Raw genomic sequence first — 21,298 nt, forward strand, 5'->3', positions numbered from 1 at the left:
TGCACAAAAAAATTTGTGCAAAATCACAAATAAATACAACTACTGCTATTAGCGTAGTCTTTTTCTCTTAAAGATAAATACGTTGAGTCTTTCTACCTGCTCAAAAAAGAAAAATGGCTTCTATAAGAAAACCATCATTCTGTTTCATAATCTGCTGATTTTACTATCTTTTCCAAGAGAAACAAAAATATACATCTTTCTCAACGCAGAAAATCATATATTGGCATTGTATAATGTTAACATAGCCAAAAATAACCGTCAACGTTTTTTTGATTTTATGATATAATATCCTTTTTTCTTTTCTACAACCTCAACTTCAGAAAATACTTCCTCTAGTTTTTTCAGCGCAGATGGTGCACCTTGCTTCTTTTGAATAACAATCCAAAGTTCTCCACCTGGAACTAAATACTCCACAGCTTTTTCTAAAATTTCATGTACGACATCTTTACCCGCACGAATTGGAGGGTTAGATAGAATAGCAGCATACTTGCCATCTACATTTTCATAGACGCTACTTTGAAAAATACGTATATTCTCGATTTTGTTATTAGCGGCGTTTTCTTTCGCAAGTCCAAGCGCCCTTTCATTCACATCCACCATGTGAACTTCACGACCTTGAAACTCTTTCGCTAGCGACAAACCAATAGGACCGTATCCGCAACCTACATCTAATATATTACCTTTAATATCTGGCATTTGAAAAGCTTCAATTAAAAGACGGGAACCAAAGTCCACTTCGTTTTTCGAGAACACCCCATGGTCGGATAAGAAAGTAAATTGAGATCCACGAAGTGCAAATTCCCATCGCTTACGATCACTTTTACTAGAAGGGTCGTTAGAAAAATAATGGTCTGCCATATGGCCACCTCTCTTCTTTACAGTTAAAAAAAAAGCTCGCATGAGAGCGAGCTTTTTTTAAAGCATCAAAAGTTAATTACTTAACTTCTACAGCAGCGCCAACTTCTTCAAGTTTAGCTTTGATTTCTTCAGCTTCTTCTTTAGCAGCAGCTTCTTTGATTACTTTTGGAGTGTTGTCAACTAATTCTTTAGCTTCTTTTAAGCCAAGACCAGTGATTTCACGAACAACTTTGATAACTTTGATTTTTTGTGCACCAGCGCTAGTTAGTTCCACATCAAATTCAGTTTTCTCAGCAGCAGCTTCTCCAGCGCCACCAGCAACAGCTACAGGAGCAGCAGCAGTTACGCCGAATTCTTCCTCGATAGCTTTTACTAAGTCGTTAAGTTCTAATACAGTCATAGATTTAACTGCTTCAATGATTTGTTCTTTAGTCATTGTAAATATCCTCCCTTAAATAGGTTTGTATTGTTTTATCGATAATACGTAATTATCTTTTAAAAAATTAAGCGCCTTGCTCTTCCTTTTGTTCTGCAACTGCTTTAGTAGCAAGTGCAAGGTTACGGATTGGAGCTTGAAGAACGCTAAGAAGCATAGAAAGTAAGCCTTCACGTGATGGAAGAGTAGCGATTGCTTTAACCTCATCAAGTGTTACAAGTTTACCTTCGATTACGCCCGCTTTAATTTCTAAAGCTTCATGATTTTTAGCGAAGTCGTTTAATACTTTCGCAGGAGCAACTACATCCTCGTTACTGAACGCGATTGCGTTTGGTCCTGTTAAGAATTCGTTTAACTCAGCCATTTCAGCAGATTCTGCAGCACGACGAGTTAGAGAGTTTTTGTAAACTTTGAACTCAACGCCAGCTTCACGTAATTGCTTACGTAATTCTGTTGCTTCAGAAACTGTTAAACCACGGTAGTCAACAACGATCGTAGATTTACTAGCACGAAGTTTGTCCGCGATTTCAGTTACAACTTGTTGTTTAGTTTCGATTACTTTGCTCATGTTATTACACCTCCTGTAGATTATATAGAAGATGTACCGAAAGTGCACTAAAAACCTCCATGCCCAACTTGTAGACATGGAGGCATATAGTCACAGAAAAAAATTCCGTTTCGTATATTAACACCTAGGTAGGAAATTAAGTCTATTGACACCTACTGTCTACGGTACACTATTTAAATTCACAACATAAATGATTATATTAAATCTTCTTTATGAAGTCAACTTCCAATTTTTACGCTAATGTAGAAACGTCTACACGTACGCCAGGTCCCATTGTAGAAGCAACTGTTACGTTCTTCATGTAAGTACCTTTTGCAGCAGATGGCTTAACTTTTAATAAAGTATCAGCGATTGTTTTGAAGTTTTCTACTAATTTAGCATCTTCGAAAGATACTTTACCGATTGGAACGTGGATGTTACCAGCTTTATCAACGCGGTATTCAACTTTACCAGCTTTGATTTCGTTAACAGCTTTAGTTACATCGAAAGTAACTGTTCCAGTTTTAGGGTTTGGCATTAAACCTTTAGGTCCTAATACGCGACCAAGTTTACCAACTTCACCCATCATGTCAGGAGTTGCTACTACTACATCGAAATCGAACCAACCTTGTTGGATTTTACCGATGTAATCAGTATCGCCTACGAAGTCAGCTCCAGCAGCTTCAGCTTCTTTAGCTTTTTCACCTTTAGCGAACACTAATACACGTTGTACTTTACCAGTACCGTGCGGAAGAACAACTGCACCACGGATTTGTTGGTCAGCTTTCTTAGGGTCAACACCTAAACGGAATGCAGCTTCTACAGTTGCATCAAATTTAGCTGTGTTTGTTTTCTTTACTAATTCTACTGCTTCTGTTGCAGAGTAAGCAGCTGCACGGTCAACAAGCTTTGCAGCTTCTACGTACTTTTTACCTCTTTTAGCCATTTTTATTTCCTCCTCGAATGTGGTTTTAGCGGAATAACCTCCCACGTTTACGCCTGTTTTCAGGTATAACCTGAGGATGAGCGCCATCCATTTATTTAAAAACGATAATCATTTACGATAATAAAGGTTGCGAATTGGAATTCCAGACCCGCAACCTTTTTTTAAAAACAAATCGAATTAGTCTTCGATAACGATGCCCATACTGCGTGCAGTACCTTCAACCATACGCATTGCAGCTTCTACGCTAGCAGCGTTTAGGTCAGGCATTTTAGTTTCAGCGATTTCGCGTACTTTATCACGCTTAACAGTTGCCACTTTATTACGATTTGGTTCACCAGAACCAGACTCAATACCAGCTACTTTCTTAAGAAGAACAGCAGCAGGAGGAGTTTTAGTAATGAAAGTGAATGAACGGTCCTCAAATACCGTAATTTCAACAGGGATGATAAGACCAGCTTGATCTGCTGTACGAGCGTTAAACTCTTTACAGAAGCCCATGATGTTAACACCTGCTTGTCCTAATGCTGGACCAACTGGTGGAGCTGGGTTAGCTTTACCTGCAGGAATTTGAAGCTTTACCATTTTAATTACCTTTTTAGCCACGAGACACACCTCCTTAAGTCCGTGATGTGGTCAATTGGACAGTGATTTGCCCTCCCACGTCATATTTTATCTGTAAGGATAAAATCTTTCAAAAAACGCCTCCGATAATGAAGACGTACTGACTTAAAAGATATTATCACTTTTTACAATTCATTTCAAGTTTCATTTTATAATTTTTCAATTTGATGGAAGTCAAGTTCAACTGGAGTCTCGCGACCAAACATGTCCACAAGTACACTAACCTTTTTCTTCTCCACATCAATTTCTTCAATAGCACCTGTATAATCTGCGAATGGCCCCTCATTTACACGTACTGTCTCATGAAGTTCAAAGTCGAAATCAACCACTTCGTTGTCCATTCCCATATGTTTCATAATGGTAACAACTTCCTCTTCTAATAGAGGCGATGGCTTAGATCCAGAACCAGAAGAACCAACGAACCCAGTTACACCCGGCGTGTTACGTACAACATACCAAGAATCATCAGTCATGATTAATTCTACTAATACATAACCTGGGAACACTTTTCTTTTCATTAATTTTTCTTTTCCGTTTTTCATTTCTACTTCTACTTCTTCCGGGACAACAACACGGAAAATTTTATCTTGCATACCCATTGATTCTACACGCTTCTCTAGGTTTGCTTTTACTTTATTTTCATATCCAGAATAAGTATGGACAACATACCAACTTTTTTCCATTCATTTAGGACGAGCGTCCTTCCCTCCCTGACGTACATTTTTTTGCGCAAATGAAAAAACCCGTTCACCGGGCTTTTACACAGTTCTTATAAATAACATTATATCATGGATAAGTGCTTCTTATTCAAGAATTAACCAAGAATTAACCGAATTAAAGAAGAAATGCCCATATCAACTACTGCGAAGAAAATCGCAAAGAACACAACTGTAGCAACAACAGTCGCTGTTGAGCGGAGTAATTCATCTTTTTTAGGCCAACTTACTTTTTTCATTTCGCGACCTACATCGCCGAAAAAGTTCGTTAAACGCATCTGCGGGACCTCCAGTGTATTATTTCAATTATTTATTTTGTTTCCTTGTGAACTGTATGCTGATTGCATGTTTTACAAAACTTTTTTATTTCAAGTCGCTCTATTGAGCTCGTATCTTTCATAGTAGAGTAGTTTCGATTTTTACACTCTTCACATGAGAGTACAACTTTTTTCCTCATTAGTTACACCAACCTTGTAACATTATGTCCCTAAAAATGTATCATACAATAAAAGACAATGTCAATGACATGCATTTTGTACGCTCTACAAAAGAAAACAGGTGATTTATTTTACACCTGTTGCACTTGTTATTTGTTATGAATTTAAAGTTGTACTTTCTCGCATTTCCATATATCGTTCCAATTTCCTCTTCACCCGCTGTAAAGCGTTATCAATAGATTTCACATGTCTGTTTAACTGTTCTGAAATCTCTTGATAAGAACGCCCATCTAGATATAAAGAAAGTACTTTTCTTTCTAAATCGCTTAATAATTCTGATATTTTTGATTCTATGTCTGTATATTCTTCTTGGCTAATAATCATCTCTTCAGGATCAGTTACCTTCGCTTCAGAAATAACATCCAATAATGTTCGATCAGATTCCTCATCGTAAATCGGCTTATCTAAAGACACATATGAATTTAAGGGAATATGTTTTTGTCTTGTTGCCGTTTTAATAGCGGTAATAATTTGTCGAGTGATACACAGTTCAGCAAATGCTTTGAATGAAGACAGCTTGTCCTCTTTATAATCACGAATTGCTTTAAACAACCCTATCATACCTTCTTGAACAATGTCTTCTCGATCGGCACCCACTAAAAAGTAAGATCTTGATTTCGCGCGAACAAAGTTCTTATACTTGTGAATTAAATATTCTAGAGCGTCAGTATTACCTTTTCGAACTAACTCAACGATTGCCTCATCCTCTAAATCACGAAATGTAACGTCGCCTACACTTACGAAGCCTGCTTCCACCTTGATCCCTCCGACCGCTATTTATTTAGCAATATTATACAGTAAAAAGACAAAGAGCGTCAATGCTTCAACGCTCTCCTCTTCTTAATTTTTCTAATTTTTCTGTAATATCTTTACTAAATATCTTTCGCATGGCGGGTTGCTGTTCTTTCGTGTCTTTTGTACGCCTTCTTACTTGTTGCTCCATTGCCTGTACTTCCAACTCTAATTCACGCGCAGATTTCCGAAGGGCACCTTGCGCAAATATAACCCATTGTTCCGTGTAATCAGAAGTCGCAACATATATTCGTGTATTTATATTTCTAAGCTCTATCGCAAGTTGCTCTATCTTTTCATCTGCAGTTTGATTCTTTCGTGTGAATATTACTTCCACACGAGATTGTTTCATCTTTTTTTCAATACCATGTACTGTATAGGCATCAAAGACTATCATCACTTTTGTGCCTGTATAACCTTGATAATCCGCCATCTTATCAATAAGTGCATCTCTTGATGATTGTAAATCTACATCCCGCAGTTTCTTCAAATCTCCCCAAGCTCCGATAATGTTGTAACCGTCAACGATTAAAATATCGTTCATCTTTTATTTACCAATTTCGTGACGTTTACGATATACCTCATACATTAACAAACTTGCGGCTACGGAAGCATTTAAGGATGTAACTTTACCAACCATCGGTAGAGTGATTAGGAAATCACACTTTTCACCAATAATACGGCTCATACCTTTTCCTTCACTACCAATTACTAACCCAATCGGCATTTTACCATCTAAATTACGATAATCCGTTTTTCCTTTGGCATCTGTACCAGCAATCCAAAGTCCACGTTCTTTTAATTCATCAATTGTACGGGATAAGTTCGTTACGCGTGCAACAGGAATGTATTCAATTGCTCCTGTTGATGCTTTCGCAACTGACGCTGTAAGCCCCACAGCCCTTCTCTTTGGAATAATAATCCCATGAGCTCCTGTCGCATCAGCAGTACGCATAATAGAACCTAAGTTATGCGGATCTTCAATCTCATCTAAAATTAAGAAGAATGGATCTTCATTACGTTTTTCTGCCACTTTGAATAAATCTTCTAACTCCGCATACTGATATGCAGCTACTTGAGCGATTACACCTTGATGATTACCCTCAACTAATTGATCTAACTTTTTCTTTGGTGCATGTTGTAAAATAACCTTATTCTCTTTCGCTAACGCTAGTACAATCTGCACTTGTCCTTTGGCAGCACCTTCTGCGATCCAAATTTTATTAATATCTCTCCCTGATCGTAACGCTTCAATTACAGGGTTACGTCCGATAATATATTCACTACTCATGATGATGTGCCCCCTTCCTTTTCTTCTAAAACTGCAATTGCCTTATATACAATTTCGTCTAATCTTTCACGGTTATTTAATAAATGATGATAACCAATTAGCGCTTCAAAGGCTGTACTATGTCGATATGTTTGTACATCCGTATTTTTCGGAACCGTACCTGAATTTGCATTACGTCCTCTTCTTAATACCGCCTCTTCTTCCTCTGTCAAAAACGACGTCTCTAATAAATGATAAACAACTTTCGCCTGTGCTTTTGCTGAAACAAAGCTCGTCCCTAAGCGATGTAATTGATTAGGGCGAACCTTTCCTTTTTGAAGGAGGTGATAGCGGATATATTGTTCATATACCGCATCACCCATATACGCTAACGCCAAGCTGTTTAATTGCTTTGCATCAATCATCCTTATCCTCTTTTCCATCTTGTACCTTGAGCGGTATCTTCTAAAATAATATTACGTCCTTTTAAATCGTCACGAATTTGATCAGACAATGCGAAATCGCGATTTTTACGAGCCTCAATGCGCTTTTGGATAAGTTCTTCAATTTCTTCATCCAGCAATTCTTCTTGCGTTAATTCTAATCCTAAAATATCAAATAACGTTTCCAATTGTTTTACGTATGCTTCGATCACAACTTTAGATGTATGCTCTTCAAGTAAATATTGATTTGCATGATTGGCTACATTGTATAATTCGGTAATTGCATTCGCAGTGTTAAAGTCATCATTCATTGCCTCTTCAAATGCAGTCTGGAATTTCTCTATTTCAACTAACCATTTCTCATTATGGTCTGTTAAATCCGTACTGCTTTCCATACGATGCTTTAAGTTTCCATAAGCTGTTTTAATTCTTTCCAGCCCATTATTCGTACTTTGTAATAACTCTTCACTAAAGTTAATCGGATGACGATAGTGTACTGATAACATAAAGAATCTAATTAACTGTGGGTCGTATTGCTTAATAATATCGTGAACTAAAATAAAGTTACCAAGCGATTTAGACATCTTCTCATTGTTAATATTAATATATCCATTATGCATCCAGTAACGTGCAAACGTTTTTCCAGTCAATGCTTCCGACTGCGCAATTTCATTTTCATGATGCGGGAACGCCAAGTCTTGACCACCAGCATGAATGTCAATTGTATCCCCTAAGTACTTACGTGCCATTGCTGAGCATTCAATATGCCACCCTGGACGCCCTTGCCCCCAAGGGCTTTCCCAGAAGATTTCTCCTTCTTTCGCAGCTTTCCATAAAGCAAAATCAAGAGGGTCTTGTTTCTTTTCCCCCACCTCAATACGAGCACCGTGACGTAAATCTGCGATTGGTTGATGTGATAATTTACCGTAACCTTCGAATTCCTTCGTTTTAAAGTACACATCTCCCTCTGATTCGTATGCATACCCTTTATTCACAAGTTCTTGAATAAATTCAATAATGATATCCATATTTTCTGTTACACGAGGATGGACTGTTGCGTGTTTGCAACCTAGCGCTGTTACATCTTCAAAGTACGCTTCAACAAAACGATCAGCAATTGTCGGTACATCTTCACCTAATTCATTTGCCGCTTTAATTAATTTATCATCTACGTCCGTAAAGTTCGATACGTATTGCACATCGTACCCTTTATATTCTAGATAGCGACGTACTGTATCGAATACCATAGGAGGTCTTGCATTGCCAATATGAATGTAGTTATAGACTGTAGGTCCGCATACATACATCTTTACCTTATTTTCTTCTAATGGAACAAACTCTTCTTTTTGACGTGTTAACGTATTATAAATGTGAATAGTCATTTTTATCCTTCCTTTCTACCTTTACTTCCAGTTGTTTCTTCAATTTATCAAGTTCTACTTCCATAGCCTTTAATTTATCAAAAATTGGATCCGGAAGGTCAGAGTGATTTAATTCTTGACCAATCTTTACTCCATTTTGAATAACGACTCGGCCAGGTATACCTACAACTGTAGAATGTGCAGGAACTTCTTTTAATACGACAGACCCTGCCCCGATTTTAGAATTCTCTCCCACAGTAATAGAACCAAGGACTTTAGCACCCGTCGCAATTAATACATTATCCTGAATTGTTGGATGCCTCTTGCCTTTTTCTTTTCCTGTACCACCTAATGTAACCCCTTGATAAATTGTTACATTATCACCAATTTCACAAGTTTCTCCAATTACAACTCCCATTCCATGGTCTATGAAAAAGCGTCGACCAATAGTTGCTCCTGGATGAATCTCAATGCCAGTAAAAAAACGACTAACTTGTGAAACAAAACGTGCAAGAAAGAAAAAATCCCTTTTATAAAAAGCATGTGCAATTCGATGAGCCCAAACTGCATGTAATCCAGAGTAAGTTAAAATGACTTCGAAATAACCTCTTGCCGCTGGATCCTGTTCAAAAACGACTTCAATATCTTCCCGAAGCCTCTTAAACATCGATGTTCCCTCCCCTTTATGGGCTGCTTTTTCGAGTGAACTAACTCCCTACTTATCTCCCTAAATCTTTATACACGTAGATAAAATTTATACTCATACCCAGTTTTACGGTATAAAAAAAGACGCCTCTGTCATATTGACAGAGACGCCTTTTAAGCGCGGTTCCACTCTGTTTAGGCTAAAAAAGCCTCAAACTCATCTCTGATAACGGTGTACACCGCTTCTGCTTACTTTAACGCCTTAAGATGTTTCACAAAACATTTTGCTGTTCAGCAGAAGACTCGAAGGGGCATTTCAAAAACCCGCTTATAAACCACTTCCAGCCTAAAGGTGGTTCTCTCTGTAAAAAGCCTGATTTTCTACTTCTCCTTCTCGTCGCTTTTCCTTATTAGGTTTTAAGTATACTTATTATATTTCTAAACCTAGAAAATGTTAACCAATTACTTTTTGAAGACGATTTAAAACTTTTTCTTTTCCAAGAAGTGCAATAGCATTAGGAAGCTCTGGGCCATGTGTTTGACCAGTAGTTGCAACACGGATTGGCATAAATAAGTTTTTACCTTTATGACCTGTTTCCTTTTGAACTGCTTTAATAGCCGCCTTAATTGCTGCTGGTTCCATCGCCTCTAGTGCTTCTACTTGACCAGCAAATGCACGAAGTACTTCTGGTACTTGTTCACCTTTTAATACTTCTTGTCCTTCTTCTTCATGATCAACATGATCTTTGAAGAACATTTCAGAAAGCTCTACAATTTCAGCTCCAAAACTCATTTGTTCATGATATAACGCAATTACATCACGAATCCAAGCTTGCTCTTGTTCACTTAAAGTTTCACCTATACGTCCAGCTTTCACTAGATGCGGTAAGCTTAATTCTACCACCGTATCTAAATCTTGCTTTTTCATATATTGGTTGTTCATCCATTTTAATTTTTGAGAATCAAATAATGCAGGTGATTTTGATAAACGAGCTGCATCGAACATTTTGATAAACTCTTCTTTAGAGAAGATTTCTTCTTCTCCTACCGGCGACCAACCTAGTAGTGCAATAAAGTTAAAGATTGCTTCTGGAAGATATCCAAGCTCTTTATATTGCTCAATAAATTGAATAATAGATTCATCACGCTTACTTAATTTTTTACGGCTTTCATTTACAATTAAAGTCATATGGCCAAATTGCGGGATATCCCAACCGAAAGCTTCATAAATCATCATTTGTTTTGGCGTATTTGAAATATGGTCATCACCACGAAGTACATGTGTAATTTCCATTAAGTGATCATCTACTGCTACCGCAAAGTTATAAGTTGGAATTCCATCTTTTTTCACGATAACGAAATCACCGAAATCATTTGAATGGAATGCTACTTCATCTTTTACGATATCTTTAAATGTGTAATCACGATCAGCTGGTACACGGAAACGAATACTTGGAATACGTCCCTCAGCTTCAAATTCTTTCATTTGTTCTTCAGTTAAATCACGGTGGTTACCTGCATAACGAGGTGTTTCACCACGAGAAATTTGTCCTTCACGCTCTGCTTCTAGCTCTTCTTCTGTCATATAACATTTGTAAGCTAAACCACGCTCTAATAAATCTAGATATAATTTTTTATAAATATCTAAACGCTCTGTTTGACGATATGGTCCAAATTCACCACCAACATCAACACCTTCATCCCAGTCCATACCGAGCCATTTCAAGTATTTTAATTGGCTTTCTTCTCCACCAGCCACGTTACGTTTTACATCAGTATCTTCAATACGAATAATAAACTTGCCATCTAAATGACGAGCAAATAAATAATTAAATAATGCCGTACGCGCATTTCCGATATGTAAGTGTCCTGTTGGACTTGGCGCATAGCGCACTCTCACTTGCTTTTCCATAATTGGTACACCTTCCATTCTTAATGTCTACACATTCTATAATTGTACAACAAAAAAATGTGATTATCCATCTTACGAATTAAAAACCATTATTTTTTCTGTAATAATACCACTGCTTGAGAAGCAATTCCTTCTTCTCTACCTGTAAATCCTAATTTCTCTGTTGTTGTTGCCTTTACATTAATGTTATCTATAGACGTTTCTAACAGTTCACTAATACGTTTACGCATACTTTCAATATGCGGTGCCATTTTTGGCTTTTGAGCAATAATTGTACAATCTAAGTTCCCTAACTCATAACCTTGTTCACGCACAAATTCCCAAACTTTTTGTAACAATACAGCTGAATCTGCATCTTTAAAAGCTGGGTCTGTATCAGGAAAATGCTTTCCAATATCTCCTGCTGCAATGGCACCTAAACATGCATCAGCAATCGTATGTAACAATACATCTGCATCTGAATGACCGATTAATCCTTTCTCGTGTGGAATTGTAATTCCGCCAATAATTAACGGTCTACCTTCCGCAAATTCATGCACATCAAAACCTTGTCCAATTCGAAACATTCTTTACATCCTCCTTGAGCTAAACCACTGAGCTTTATGACTCTATATTATATTGATATCCCTACAAAGAAAAGCCCGGCCATTGCCGAGCTTTCCTTTGTTATACACCATCACGGCTATTTTTTCTGAACATGAAGGAAACTTTCAGCAATTAGCAAATCCTCTGGAGTCGTCACTTTAATATTATAGTAACTCCCCTCTACTACACCTACTTGCTTACCAATACGTTCCACGAGACTTGCATCATCTGTACCAAGAAAACAACTCTGTTTTGCACTTCTATGAGCTTCTAACAAAAGAGAAACAGAGAACCCTTGCGGTGTTTGTACAGCCTTAAGCTGAGATCGTTCTACCGTTTCGACAACAACACCTTGCTCTACTTTCTTAACTGTATCCTTTACTGGCACTGCACAAATGGAAGCTCCATATTTTTCTGCTGCTGTTAATACGTCTTGAATCACTTTATTCGTTACGAATGGGCGCGCTCCGTCATGTACAAGAACGTATTCAACATCACTCGCATGCTGAATCGCGTTATATACACTATCTTGTCTTTCGGCTCCACCCTGAATAAATTGTACCTGTTTTTCAATCGGATACTTCTGCATTAATTCCTCAAAATACGGGCGTTCCTCTTCGTTAATTGCCATAACAATACTTTTGCACTCTTTATCTCTTTCAAAAGCACGTAATGTATGAACGATAATCGGTACTTCGTTTATAAGTAAGAACAACTTATTTTTGCCAGCACCCATCCGCTTTCCTTGGCCGGCTGCCGGAATAATTAATGTATACATATTAATAATCCTCTACCTATAATGCTTTTTCTAATAATTTACGTTTTGCGAAAATCATACGACCAGCCGATGTTTGTAATACGCTAGTAACCAGTACATTAAGTTGCGAACCTACATACTCTCTACCATCTTCTACTACAATCATCGTACCATCATCTAAGTACGCAACACCTTGGTTTTGCTCTTTACCATCTTTCACAACATAAACATTTAATTCTTCGCCAGGGAGTACAACTGGTTTAATTGCATTAGCTAAATCATTAATGTTTAACACCGTTACTCCTTGTAATTCAGAAACTTTATTTAAGTTGAAATCATTCGTTACTACAGTTCCACCGGTGATTTTTGCTAACTTTACAAGTTTGCTATCCACCTCTTGGATATCCTCGAAATCGCCTTCATAAATTTCTACCGGAATCGGCATCTCTTTTTGAATACGATTTAAAATGTCTAGTCCTCTGCGACCACGATTACGCTTTAAAGCATCGGAAGAATCGGCAATATGCTGAAGCTCTTCTAATACGAATTGTGGAATCACAATTGTTCCTTCCAAAAACTTCGTTTGGCAAATATCAGCAATACGTCCATCGATAATTACACTCGTATCGAGAATTTTCCAATGAGTCGTAGATTTTTCTGCTTCTACCTCTTCGTTCTCGCTATTATTTTTCTTCTTACCTCCGCGTTGGGGTAATGTAAATAATCCTAGCAATTCATTCCTCTTTTTAAATCCTACTTGGAATCCTAAATATCCAAGTAAAAGAGTGAAGAACACTTGCAACACCGTACTAATAACCGGAATTGTAAATTCACGAATCGGTATTAAAATTAAATATGCAACAATAAGACCAGAGATCAATCCTAATGTACCAAATAAAACATCTGCTACAGGCGCCTTTACAAGAGCCTCTTCAATATGCTTAATAAGTTGAACAATATAATCTACAAGCCAAAATGTTGTTAAAAATAAAATAATTGCACCAATAATCGCACGAACATAAGATCCTTCCAATAAAGGAACAGCACCGATGTCTAATACATTAATAACTTTTGGGATTAAGTAAATCCCTAACGCTCCCCCGATTACTAGAAAGAAGAGCTGTACGATCCGTTTTAACATCCAACCACCTCCTACTCATTATTAACCATTGTTTCGCTAATCAAAACGCCGAATGCAAAAGCGGACGTGTTTTTTTTTATAAATAGTTTTATTTACCAATATATCATATCATATACCAAAAATGTTCTAGTGTCGTTATATTATGGAATCAATGTAATATTCTTAATTGTGTCTACTCATATAGAGATGCTCTTGAATTCTTTTTAGGCCTTCTCGTATTTTCTTCGCCCTTACTTCCCCAATTCCTTCCACATCATCCAATTCATGAATAGTCGCGCGACAAACTCCTTGCAACGTTTTGAATCGATTAATTAAATTTTCAATGATAAGTGGCGGAACACGAGAGATTTTGCTTGTAATTCGATATCCCCTTGGCGTCACACTTTCTTCTAAACTGGTTTGCCCTGGATAGCCAAGTAATTTAACTAAATCACTATCCTCTAAAAGTTGTGTATTTGCAAGGTCCTGTAACTTTTTCAAAATTTGATGATGGTCTTGTGTTTTCTCCTGATGGTAATCTTTAATTAACAATGCTGCCTCTGCTTCTAAATCAGCTAGTAATTCTGTAAGCTGTAAACGAATTAACCTACCTTCTGTTCCTAGCTCATGAATATAGCTCAATATTTCATTTTTAATACGCAGTACCATTTCAACACTATGTAAAACGTGAACTACCTCAGACATTGTAACGACCTCTTCAAATTCTAGAATGCCCAAATTCGTAATACCATCATTCCATACAGCCTTATATTTTTCTAACGTTTGAATAGCTTGGTTTGCCTTTGTTAAAATAACCCCTATATCTTTTAGTGTATAACGTAAGTTCCCTTGATATAGCGTAATTACGTTACGTCTTTGTGAAATGGCCACAACAAGGCTGCCCGTCTGCTTCGCTACACGTTCTGCTGTTCGGTGACGCATACCGGTTTCAATAGAATCAATAGATGCCTCTGGAACTAACTGTGCATTCGCTATTAAAATTTTACTTCCCGTTTCATTTAAAATAAGTGCCCCGTCCATTTTTGCTAATTCATATAAACTAGCAGGAGAGAATGCACAATTAATGTGAAAACCACCATCCACAATACTTTTAATCTGCTCATTATATCCAAGAACAATTAGCCCCCCTGTTTGTGCGCGAAGTACATTATCTATCCCTTCACGCAGTGGTGTTCCTGGGGCCACGAGCTGTAAAATATTAATCATACTTTTGACACGTTGCTTATTTTCTTCCATAGCCTAGCCTCCTAATGTCAAACGAAGCGCTTCTCCTAAATTAGAAACACCTACAACCTCAATCCCATCCGGAATTGTCCATCCTCCTAAGTTTTTTCTAGGAATAATAACACGTTGAAATCCTAATTTAGCCGCTTCTTGTACACGTTGTTCGATTCTTGATACTCTTCTTATTTCTCCAGTTAATCCTACTTCTCCTATTACTGCATCAGTTGGTGCCGTAGATTTATCCCTAAAACTTGAGGCTATACTTAAAGCCACTGCTAAATCAATTGCCGGTTCGTCTAATTTCAAACCACCAGCTACTTTTAAATATGCATCTTGATTTTGCAATAGTAAACCTGTTCTTTTTTCTAATACTGCCATAATAAGCGAAACACGGTTATGATCAATTCCCGTCGCCATTCTTCGAGGATTTCCAAAACTAGTAGGGGAGATTAATGCTTGTATTTCTACTAAAACCGGTCTTGTTCCTTCCATTGAAGCAACTACTGTTGATCCTGCAACACCAACCGGCCTTTCCTCAAGGAAGATTTCAGAAGGATTTAAAACTTCCGCAAGACCAAGCTCTTTCATTTCAAAGATACCCATTTCATTCGTGGAACCAAAACGGTTCTTCACAGCCCGTAAAATACGATACGTATGGTGTCGATCTCCTTCAAAGTAAAGAACTGCATCGACCATATGTTCTAACATACGAGGTCCTGCAATTGCTCCTTCTTTTGTCACATGCCCGACAATGAAAATAGGGATTCCTTTTGTTTTTGCAAGTTTCATTAATTCCGCTGTACATTCACGTACTTGTGCCACACTTCCTGGTGCTGACGTCACTTCAGGTAAATGTATCGTTTGAATAGAATCAATAACAACAAAAGCTGGATTCATCTCTTCAATATGTGCTGCAATACGCTGCAGGTCTGTCTCTGCTACAACAAATAGATTGCTACCCTTTACATGCAAACGATCTGCACGAAGTTTAATCTGCTTTGCCGACTCCTCACCCGATATGTATAATACATCATATGAAGAATCTGCTAATTGTGATGAAATCTGTAATAGTAATGTTGATTTTCCAATCCCAGGGTCTCCACCAATAAGCACTAAGGACCCATCTACAATTCCACCACCAAGCACACGATTAAACTCTTGAAATTCCGTTTCAATACGTGCCTCAGACTTTGTTTCTACTTCGGTAAGACGTCTTGGTTTTGTTACTTCCGTTTGAATTGCATTCGCGTAATTAAGGCGCCTAGATGATACAACTGGCTCCATTTCTTCAACAAGTGTATTCCATTGACCACATCCAGGACATTTACCCATATATTTTGGTGACTGATAACCACATTCTTGACATATAAATTTCGTTTTCTTTTTAGCCATACCTTTTTATAGTTCACTTCACTTTCGTCTATAAACGTTTATCCTTCTCGTACAAGAAAGAGGGCTATCGCGTAGCCCTCTTTGTTTGTCTATACTTATTTTACCTTTTCCGCACTATGAATGACAAATGATTCTCCTTCTACATCAAAGATAACTTTTTGTCCTTTCTCAATAGCACCTTTTAAAAGTTCTTCTGATAGTCTATCTTCTACATGTTTCTGAATTGCTCTGCGAAGTGGACGAGCGCCATACTCACGATCAAATCCTTTATCTGCAATAGCTGAAATTGCCCCTTCCGTTAAGTGCAATTCGATTTCTTGTTCTTTTAAGCGATTTACTAACTGATTTACCATAAGAGTTACAATCTCTTGAATATGTTTTTTCTCAAGCATATGGAATACGATAATTTCATCAATACGGTTTAAGAATTCTGGACGAAATGCCTTTTTCAACTCATCCATTACTTTACCTTTCATATCCGAATAATCACGGCTTTCATCTTGGACATTAAATCCAAGATGTTTGTTACGTTTTAACGCCTCGGCACCAACGTTAGACGTCATAATAACAATTGTATTACGGAAATCAACTGTACGTCCTTTAGAATCTGTTAAACGACCATCTTCTAATACTTGTAGTAGAATATTAAATACATCCGGATGAGCTTTCTCTACCTCATCTAATAATACAACTGAATATGGCTTGCGACGAACTTTCTCTGTTAATTGTCCACCTTCTTCATATCCAACATATCCTGGAGGAGAACCAACTAAACGGGAAGTAGAATGCTTCTCCATATACTCTGACATATCGATGCGAATCATTGCATCTTCATCACCGAACATAGATTCTGCTAGTGCTCTTGCAAGTTCTGTTTTACCTACACCTGTTGGTCCTAAGAAAATAAATGAACCAATCGGGCGCTTCGGATCTTTTAATCCTGCTCTTGCACGACGAACAGCTTTTGCTACTGCTACTACTGCTTCATCTTGACCAATCAAACGATCATGAAGAATGGATTCTAAATTTAATAATTTATCAGTCTCTGTTTGTGCAAGTTTAGAAACTGGGATACGCGTCCATGTAGAAACGACATTTGCAATATCTTCTACCGTAACCTCTGAATTTTCTTTTCCTTGTTGCTCTTTCCATTGACCTTTTGTATCTTCTAACTTCTCACGTAAGCGTTGCTCCATATCACGTAAGGATGCAGCCTTTTCAAATTCTTGACTTTGTACAGCTGCATCTTTTTCTTTTCGAATCTCCTCAAGCTTCACTTCAAGCTCTTTTAAGTTTGGTGGTGTTGTATAAGAACGTAAGCGAACTTTTGAAGCAGCTTCATCAATTAAATCAATTGCTTTATCCGGTAAAAAGCGATCTGTAATATAACGATCTGAAAGTTTTACAGCTGCATCAATAGCGTCATCTGTAATAGATACACGGTGATGCGCCTCATAACGATCACGTAAACCTTTCAAGATTTGAATCGATTCTTCTAAACTTGGCTCATCAACATGAATTGGTTGAAAACGTCTTTCTAAAGCCGCGTCTTTTTCAATATATTTACGATACTCATCTAAAGTTGTTGCCCCAATACATTGTAGCTCTCCTCGTGCTAAAGATGGTTTTAAAATATTCGATGCATCGATTGCACCTTCTGCTCCACCTGCACCAATTAATGTATGAAGCTCATCAATAAATAGAATAATATTGCCTGCTTGGCGAATTTCATCCATCACTTTCTTTAAACGATCTTCAAATTCACCGCGATATTTTGTTCCAGCTACCACTGTACCCATATCTAGTGTCATAACACGCTTATCTCTTAAAGTTTCAGGAACTTCATTATTTACAATTTGCTGTGCTAATCCTTCTGCAATTGCCGTTTTACCTACACCAGGCTCACCAATTAATACTGGGTTATTTTTCGTTCTACGGCTTAATACCTCAATTACACGTTGAATTTCTTTACCGCGTCCAATAACAGGGTCTAAGCGATTTTCACGTGCAACAACTGTTAAGTCCCTTGCTAAACTGTCCAGTGTCGGTGTATTTGCATTTGTTGCTGAACCACCTTGATGACCTGAACTAGCTTCATTACTTCCAAGAAGTTGTAACACTTGTTGTCTTGCTTTATTTAGACTTACACCTAAATTATTTAAAACACGTGCGGCTACACCTTCACCTTCACGGATTAAACCGAGTAAAATGTGTTCTGTTCCAACGTAAGAATGGCCTAGCTTACGCGCTTCATCCATAGATAATTCAATAACCTTTTTAGCACGAGGTGTATAATGTACAGTTTGAGAAGCTTCTGTTCCTCGCCCAATTAACGCTTCTACTTCTTTTTGAACTTTCTCTGGACTTAATCCAAGAGCAATTAATGCTTTTGCTGCAATTCCTTCACCTTCGCGTACAAGCCCAAGTAAAATATGTTCTGTTCCAATATTATTATGCCCAATACGAATTGCTTCCTCTTGAGATAAAGCTAACACTTTCTGTGCTCTTTCTGTAAATCTTCCAAACATCATAGAAATCGCCTCCTACTTGCGCTTAGTTTTTTTCAATACGTAATCGCTCACGGATTAAGGTTGCTCTTCGATAATCTCTTTCTTCTGGCCCTAAAGGTCCACCTGCGTATTGTTGTAAAATACCTGGTTGCGTAAGAACCATTAGCTCAGTCAAAATATTTCTCGATATACCTTTTATATATCCTAGATCAATACCAAGTCGTACATCTGATAAGCAATTGGCTGCTTCTGCAGATTGAATTAAACGACTGTTTGCTAGTATGCCGTAAGAACGATAAACCTTATCTTCAAGTTCAATACTTGAATTTTGTACAATTAATTCTCTAGCCATTTTTTCTTGCTGTATAATTTGTTGAATGACACTCTTTAAATCTGCAATAATATCTTCTTCAGACTTTCCTAGCGTCATTTGATTTGAAACTTGAAATATATTACCTAACGCTTCGCTACCTTCACCGTATATTCCTCTTACTACTAACCCTAATTTTTGAATTACTTGTATAATACGGCTAATTCTTTTTGTTAAAACCAGTCCCGGTAAATGTATCATCACAGAAGCTCTTAACCCTGTGCCAACATTAGTAGGACAACTCGTAATATATCCAAGTGATTCATCAAAAGCGTATTCAACTTCTTTCTCAATCCAATTATCTATTTGATTGGCACTTTGAAGTGCCTCTGATAACTGTAATCCTGAAAATAGGCACTGAATCCGAATATGGTCTTCTTCATTAAGCATAACACTAATATGTTCACTTTCTGATAGTAGACATGCTCCATATTCTGTCCCTGCAAGATTTGGACTAATTAAATGCTTTTCGACTAAAACTCTCCTTTGAAGAGGGGTTAATTCATTCATCTTTAATAGTCCAAACTCCCCAAAAGACCCTACTGCTTTATTTATGAATTTCTTTTTGAATAATTCATGAATCTGTTTAGCTTCTTCTTCGTTTTGCATAGTGGAAAATTGATATTGTTTAAAGTTACGAGCCAAACGAATTCGACTACTTAAAACAATATCAGAATCAGGGCCATCCCCCTTCATCCATGGACTAATTGCTTCGTTCATAATTTTGTCCAGTGACATAGAACTATTCCCCCTCTCTATGCTCACTAAGCTGTATTTCAAGACCTCGGATCTTATCTCTTACTTCTGCAGCTTTCTCAAATTCCTCTTTCTGTACGTATTGTTTCAGAATAAGTTTTAGTTCATCTAATTCTTTCTTTAAGTGGATATTTCCTTCTATACGTTCCGGAATTTTCCCACAATGTTCTGTATGCCCACCGTGAAGGCGTTTTAATAATGGCTTTAAATGCTCCTTAAATGTATCGTAACAAGAATAACAGCCAAAACGTCCGACTTTTGTAAATTGTTCATATGTCATCTTACAATCTGGACATCTTACTATATCTGCATTTGAAAATCCATTTTTTCCTTCTTCAAACATTGTTGATTCACCGTGTAATAAACCAGCAAATAAATCATGAAATGAAAAGTTAGACTGCGATGATGGAAAGAAAGACGTATAGCCACTTTGCTCTGCACATTGCTCACAAAGATGAACTTCCGCCTTCTTCTCGTTAATTACTTTTGTATAATGTAAAGTTGCTGGTCTTATATTACAGTTTTGACAAGTCATCACTATCCCCACCTTTACAACAGGAACGCTCTATCTCATGGTACTTTTCATACATTACTAGATTGTTCGCTTTCCTGAATCCGTTTAAATAAAAGTGCATGTTCTTTTTCAAAACTTCTACAATATTTAACTGCTTTATCTTAGTTATCAATCTTTTACAAAAGTTATATTTATTTATATTTCAGTGTTCTTAACATTGCGCATAATATTCGAGCCCTAAGTTCATCTCGAGAAGGAACATCCATTGATAATACAGAACGATCTATTACGCTTAACATCAGTTTCGCTTCACGATTTGTTATAATTCCCTCTTCTATTAAACGTATAATCATACTTTCTGCATTCCCTTGCGCAACGCTATGATCAATCATATGAAGCATTTGATCAATAATATCTATATCGTCATGCAGTTTGACTTTTATAATGCGAATGTAACCTCCTCCACCACGTTTACTTTCTACTACAAATCCTCTTTCTAACGTAAAACGGGTATTGATTACATAATTGATTTGAGATGGTACGCACTCGAATCGATCCGCAATCTCATTTCTCTTGATTTCAATCACATTATTATTACTTAAGTCAATAACTTGCTTTAGATATTGCTCAATGATATCAGATATATTTCTCATTTATCCGCCACCTTTATTGACTTTGACTATCTTTGACTTTAATTATATACGTATTAATAAAATTTGCAACTCTTTTGCTTATTCACTATCCTAGCCACATTCCTCTGTATTTAAACAAAATATGAATACTTTATAACACATTTTTTATTACTATGGATTATAAAATAAAACACAAAAAACACAAGTCAAATGACTCGTGTTTTAGTTGCTTGGCGACGTCCTACTCTCACAGGGACAAGGTCCCAACTACCATCGGCGCTAGAGAGCTTAACTTCCGTGTTCGGTATGGGAACGGGTGTGACCTCTCTGCCATCATCACCAAACTATGAAGGCATATTCCTTCAAAACTAGA

24 protein-coding genes, 1 rRNA gene and 2 other annotated features are annotated in these 21,298 nt (G+C 37.2%); all 25 genes read right to left on the reverse strand.

The window, feature by feature from the left end; all coding sequences use genetic code 11:
- Window positions 1-258 precede the first annotated feature (258 nt).
- Window positions 259-858, reverse strand: a complete 600-nt coding sequence (locus DN403_RS17965) for a class I SAM-dependent methyltransferase (RefSeq protein ID WP_000763259.1) — start codon at window positions 856-858, stop codon at window positions 259-261.
- 76 nt (window positions 859-934) lie between these two features.
- Entirely contained in the window at window positions 935-1,294 is a 360-nt protein-coding gene (gene rplL / locus DN403_RS17970; RefSeq protein ID WP_000159736.1) for a 50S ribosomal protein L7/L12, read from the reverse strand.
- A gap of 67 nt (window positions 1,295-1,361) precedes the next feature.
- Window positions 1,362-1,862 (reverse strand): 50S ribosomal protein L10, encoded by a 501-nt coding sequence (rplJ, locus tag DN403_RS17975; protein ID WP_000048717.1) that lies wholly within the window; start codon window positions 1,860-1,862, stop codon window positions 1,362-1,364.
- Between the two features lie 39 nt (window positions 1,863-1,901).
- Window positions 1,902-2,045: a sequence feature (ribosomal protein L10 leader region), on the reverse strand.
- A 49-nt stretch (window positions 2,046-2,094) separates the two neighbouring features.
- Window positions 2,095-2,787 carry a 50S ribosomal protein L1 gene (gene rplA / locus DN403_RS17980; protein WP_002084079.1) on the reverse strand — a complete coding sequence of 231 codons (693 nt, stop codon included), beginning with the start codon at window positions 2,785-2,787 and terminating at the stop codon, window positions 2,095-2,097.
- Between the two features lie 177 nt (window positions 2,788-2,964).
- Window positions 2,965-3,390, reverse strand: a complete 426-nt coding sequence (rplK, locus tag DN403_RS17985; RefSeq protein ID WP_001085872.1) for a 50S ribosomal protein L11 — start codon at window positions 3,388-3,390, stop codon at window positions 2,965-2,967.
- 167 nt (window positions 3,391-3,557) lie between these two features.
- Window positions 3,558-4,091 carry a transcription termination/antitermination protein NusG gene (nusG, locus tag DN403_RS17990; RefSeq protein ID WP_000415794.1) on the reverse strand — a complete coding sequence of 178 codons (534 nt, stop codon included), beginning with the start codon at window positions 4,089-4,091 and terminating at the stop codon, window positions 3,558-3,560.
- 131 nt (window positions 4,092-4,222) lie between these two features.
- Window positions 4,223-4,402 (reverse strand): preprotein translocase subunit SecE, encoded by a 180-nt coding sequence (gene secE, locus DN403_RS17995; protein ID WP_001241323.1) that lies wholly within the window; start codon window positions 4,400-4,402, stop codon window positions 4,223-4,225.
- 32 nt (window positions 4,403-4,434) lie between these two features.
- Complete coding sequence (rpmG, locus tag DN403_RS18000) at window positions 4,435-4,581, reverse strand: 50S ribosomal protein L33 (RefSeq protein WP_014481927.1); 147 nt, start codon at window positions 4,579-4,581, stop codon at window positions 4,435-4,437.
- 136 nt (window positions 4,582-4,717) lie between these two features.
- Complete coding sequence (locus DN403_RS18005) at window positions 4,718-5,377, reverse strand: RNA polymerase factor sigma-70 (RefSeq protein WP_000387198.1); 660 nt, start codon at window positions 5,375-5,377, stop codon at window positions 4,718-4,720.
- A gap of 67 nt (window positions 5,378-5,444) precedes the next feature.
- On the reverse strand, window positions 5,445-5,957 hold the full coding sequence (locus DN403_RS18010) for an NYN domain-containing protein (RefSeq protein ID WP_000997887.1): 513 nt from the start codon (window positions 5,955-5,957) through the stop codon (window positions 5,445-5,447).
- A gap of 3 nt (window positions 5,958-5,960) precedes the next feature.
- Complete coding sequence (rlmB, locus tag DN403_RS18015) at window positions 5,961-6,704, reverse strand: 23S rRNA (guanosine(2251)-2'-O)-methyltransferase RlmB (RefSeq protein ID WP_000093762.1); 744 nt, start codon at window positions 6,702-6,704, stop codon at window positions 5,961-5,963.
- A complete protein-coding gene (locus tag DN403_RS18020) occupies window positions 6,701-7,108 on the reverse strand; it encodes a Mini-ribonuclease 3 (RefSeq protein WP_000564265.1) in 408 nt (135 codons plus the stop codon). The genes rlmB and DN403_RS18020 overlap by 4 nt, the downstream gene beginning before the upstream one ends.
- Before the next feature lie 2 nt (window positions 7,109-7,110).
- Complete coding sequence (gene cysS / locus DN403_RS18025; RefSeq protein WP_000152279.1) at window positions 7,111-8,508, reverse strand: cysteine--tRNA ligase; 1,398 nt, start codon at window positions 8,506-8,508, stop codon at window positions 7,111-7,113.
- Entirely contained in the window at window positions 8,489-9,154 is a 666-nt protein-coding gene (cysE, locus tag DN403_RS18030; protein ID WP_000476495.1) for a serine O-acetyltransferase, read from the reverse strand. The genes cysS and cysE overlap by 20 nt, the downstream gene beginning before the upstream one ends.
- Window positions 9,155-9,292: 138 nt before the next feature.
- Window positions 9,293-9,539 (reverse strand) — a binding site (T-box leader).
- Between the two features lie 47 nt (window positions 9,540-9,586).
- A complete protein-coding gene (gltX, locus tag DN403_RS18035) occupies window positions 9,587-11,044 on the reverse strand; it encodes a glutamate--tRNA ligase (RefSeq protein ID WP_000415148.1) in 1,458 nt (485 codons plus the stop codon).
- Window positions 11,045-11,133: 89 nt separating this feature from the next.
- Window positions 11,134-11,610, reverse strand: a complete 477-nt coding sequence (ispF, locus tag DN403_RS18040; RefSeq protein ID WP_000488386.1) for a 2-C-methyl-D-erythritol 2,4-cyclodiphosphate synthase — start codon at window positions 11,608-11,610, stop codon at window positions 11,134-11,136.
- Between the two features lie 116 nt (window positions 11,611-11,726).
- Window positions 11,727-12,407, reverse strand: a complete 681-nt coding sequence (ispD, locus tag DN403_RS18045; protein WP_000288312.1) for a 2-C-methyl-D-erythritol 4-phosphate cytidylyltransferase — start codon at window positions 12,405-12,407, stop codon at window positions 11,727-11,729.
- Window positions 12,408-12,423: 16 nt separating this feature from the next.
- Window positions 12,424-13,527, reverse strand: coding sequence for a PIN/TRAM domain-containing protein (locus DN403_RS18050; protein ID WP_000919681.1), 1,104 nt, complete (start codon window positions 13,525-13,527; stop codon window positions 12,424-12,426).
- 162 nt (window positions 13,528-13,689) lie between these two features.
- A complete protein-coding gene (gene disA / locus DN403_RS18055; RefSeq protein ID WP_000392164.1) occupies window positions 13,690-14,763 on the reverse strand; it encodes a DNA integrity scanning diadenylate cyclase DisA in 1,074 nt (357 codons plus the stop codon).
- A 3-nt stretch (window positions 14,764-14,766) separates the two neighbouring features.
- A complete protein-coding gene (radA, locus tag DN403_RS18060) occupies window positions 14,767-16,143 on the reverse strand; it encodes a DNA repair protein RadA (protein WP_001085199.1) in 1,377 nt (458 codons plus the stop codon).
- 95 nt (window positions 16,144-16,238) lie between these two features.
- A complete protein-coding gene (gene clpC, locus DN403_RS18065; protein WP_149185651.1) occupies window positions 16,239-18,674 on the reverse strand; it encodes an ATP-dependent protease ATP-binding subunit ClpC in 2,436 nt (811 codons plus the stop codon).
- A 22-nt stretch (window positions 18,675-18,696) separates the two neighbouring features.
- A complete protein-coding gene (gene mcsB / locus DN403_RS18070; protein WP_000050837.1) occupies window positions 18,697-19,761 on the reverse strand; it encodes a protein-arginine kinase McsB in 1,065 nt (354 codons plus the stop codon).
- A gap of 4 nt (window positions 19,762-19,765) precedes the next feature.
- A complete protein-coding gene (gene mcsA, locus DN403_RS18075) occupies window positions 19,766-20,314 on the reverse strand; it encodes a protein-arginine kinase activator protein McsA (RefSeq protein ID WP_000128376.1) in 549 nt (182 codons plus the stop codon).
- A 170-nt stretch (window positions 20,315-20,484) separates the two neighbouring features.
- Entirely contained in the window at window positions 20,485-20,946 is a 462-nt protein-coding gene (gene ctsR / locus DN403_RS18080) for a transcriptional regulator CtsR (protein ID WP_001244560.1), read from the reverse strand.
- Window positions 20,947-21,153: 207 nt separating this feature from the next.
- Window positions 21,154-21,269 (reverse strand): 5S ribosomal RNA (gene rrf, locus DN403_RS18085).
- Between the last annotated feature and the right edge of the window lie 29 nt (window positions 21,270-21,298).

It is taken from the genome of Bacillus sp. AY2-1 (assembly GCF_008368965.1).
Classification (GTDB): domain Bacteria; phylum Bacillota; class Bacilli; order Bacillales; family Bacillaceae_G; genus Bacillus_A; species Bacillus_A thuringiensis_S.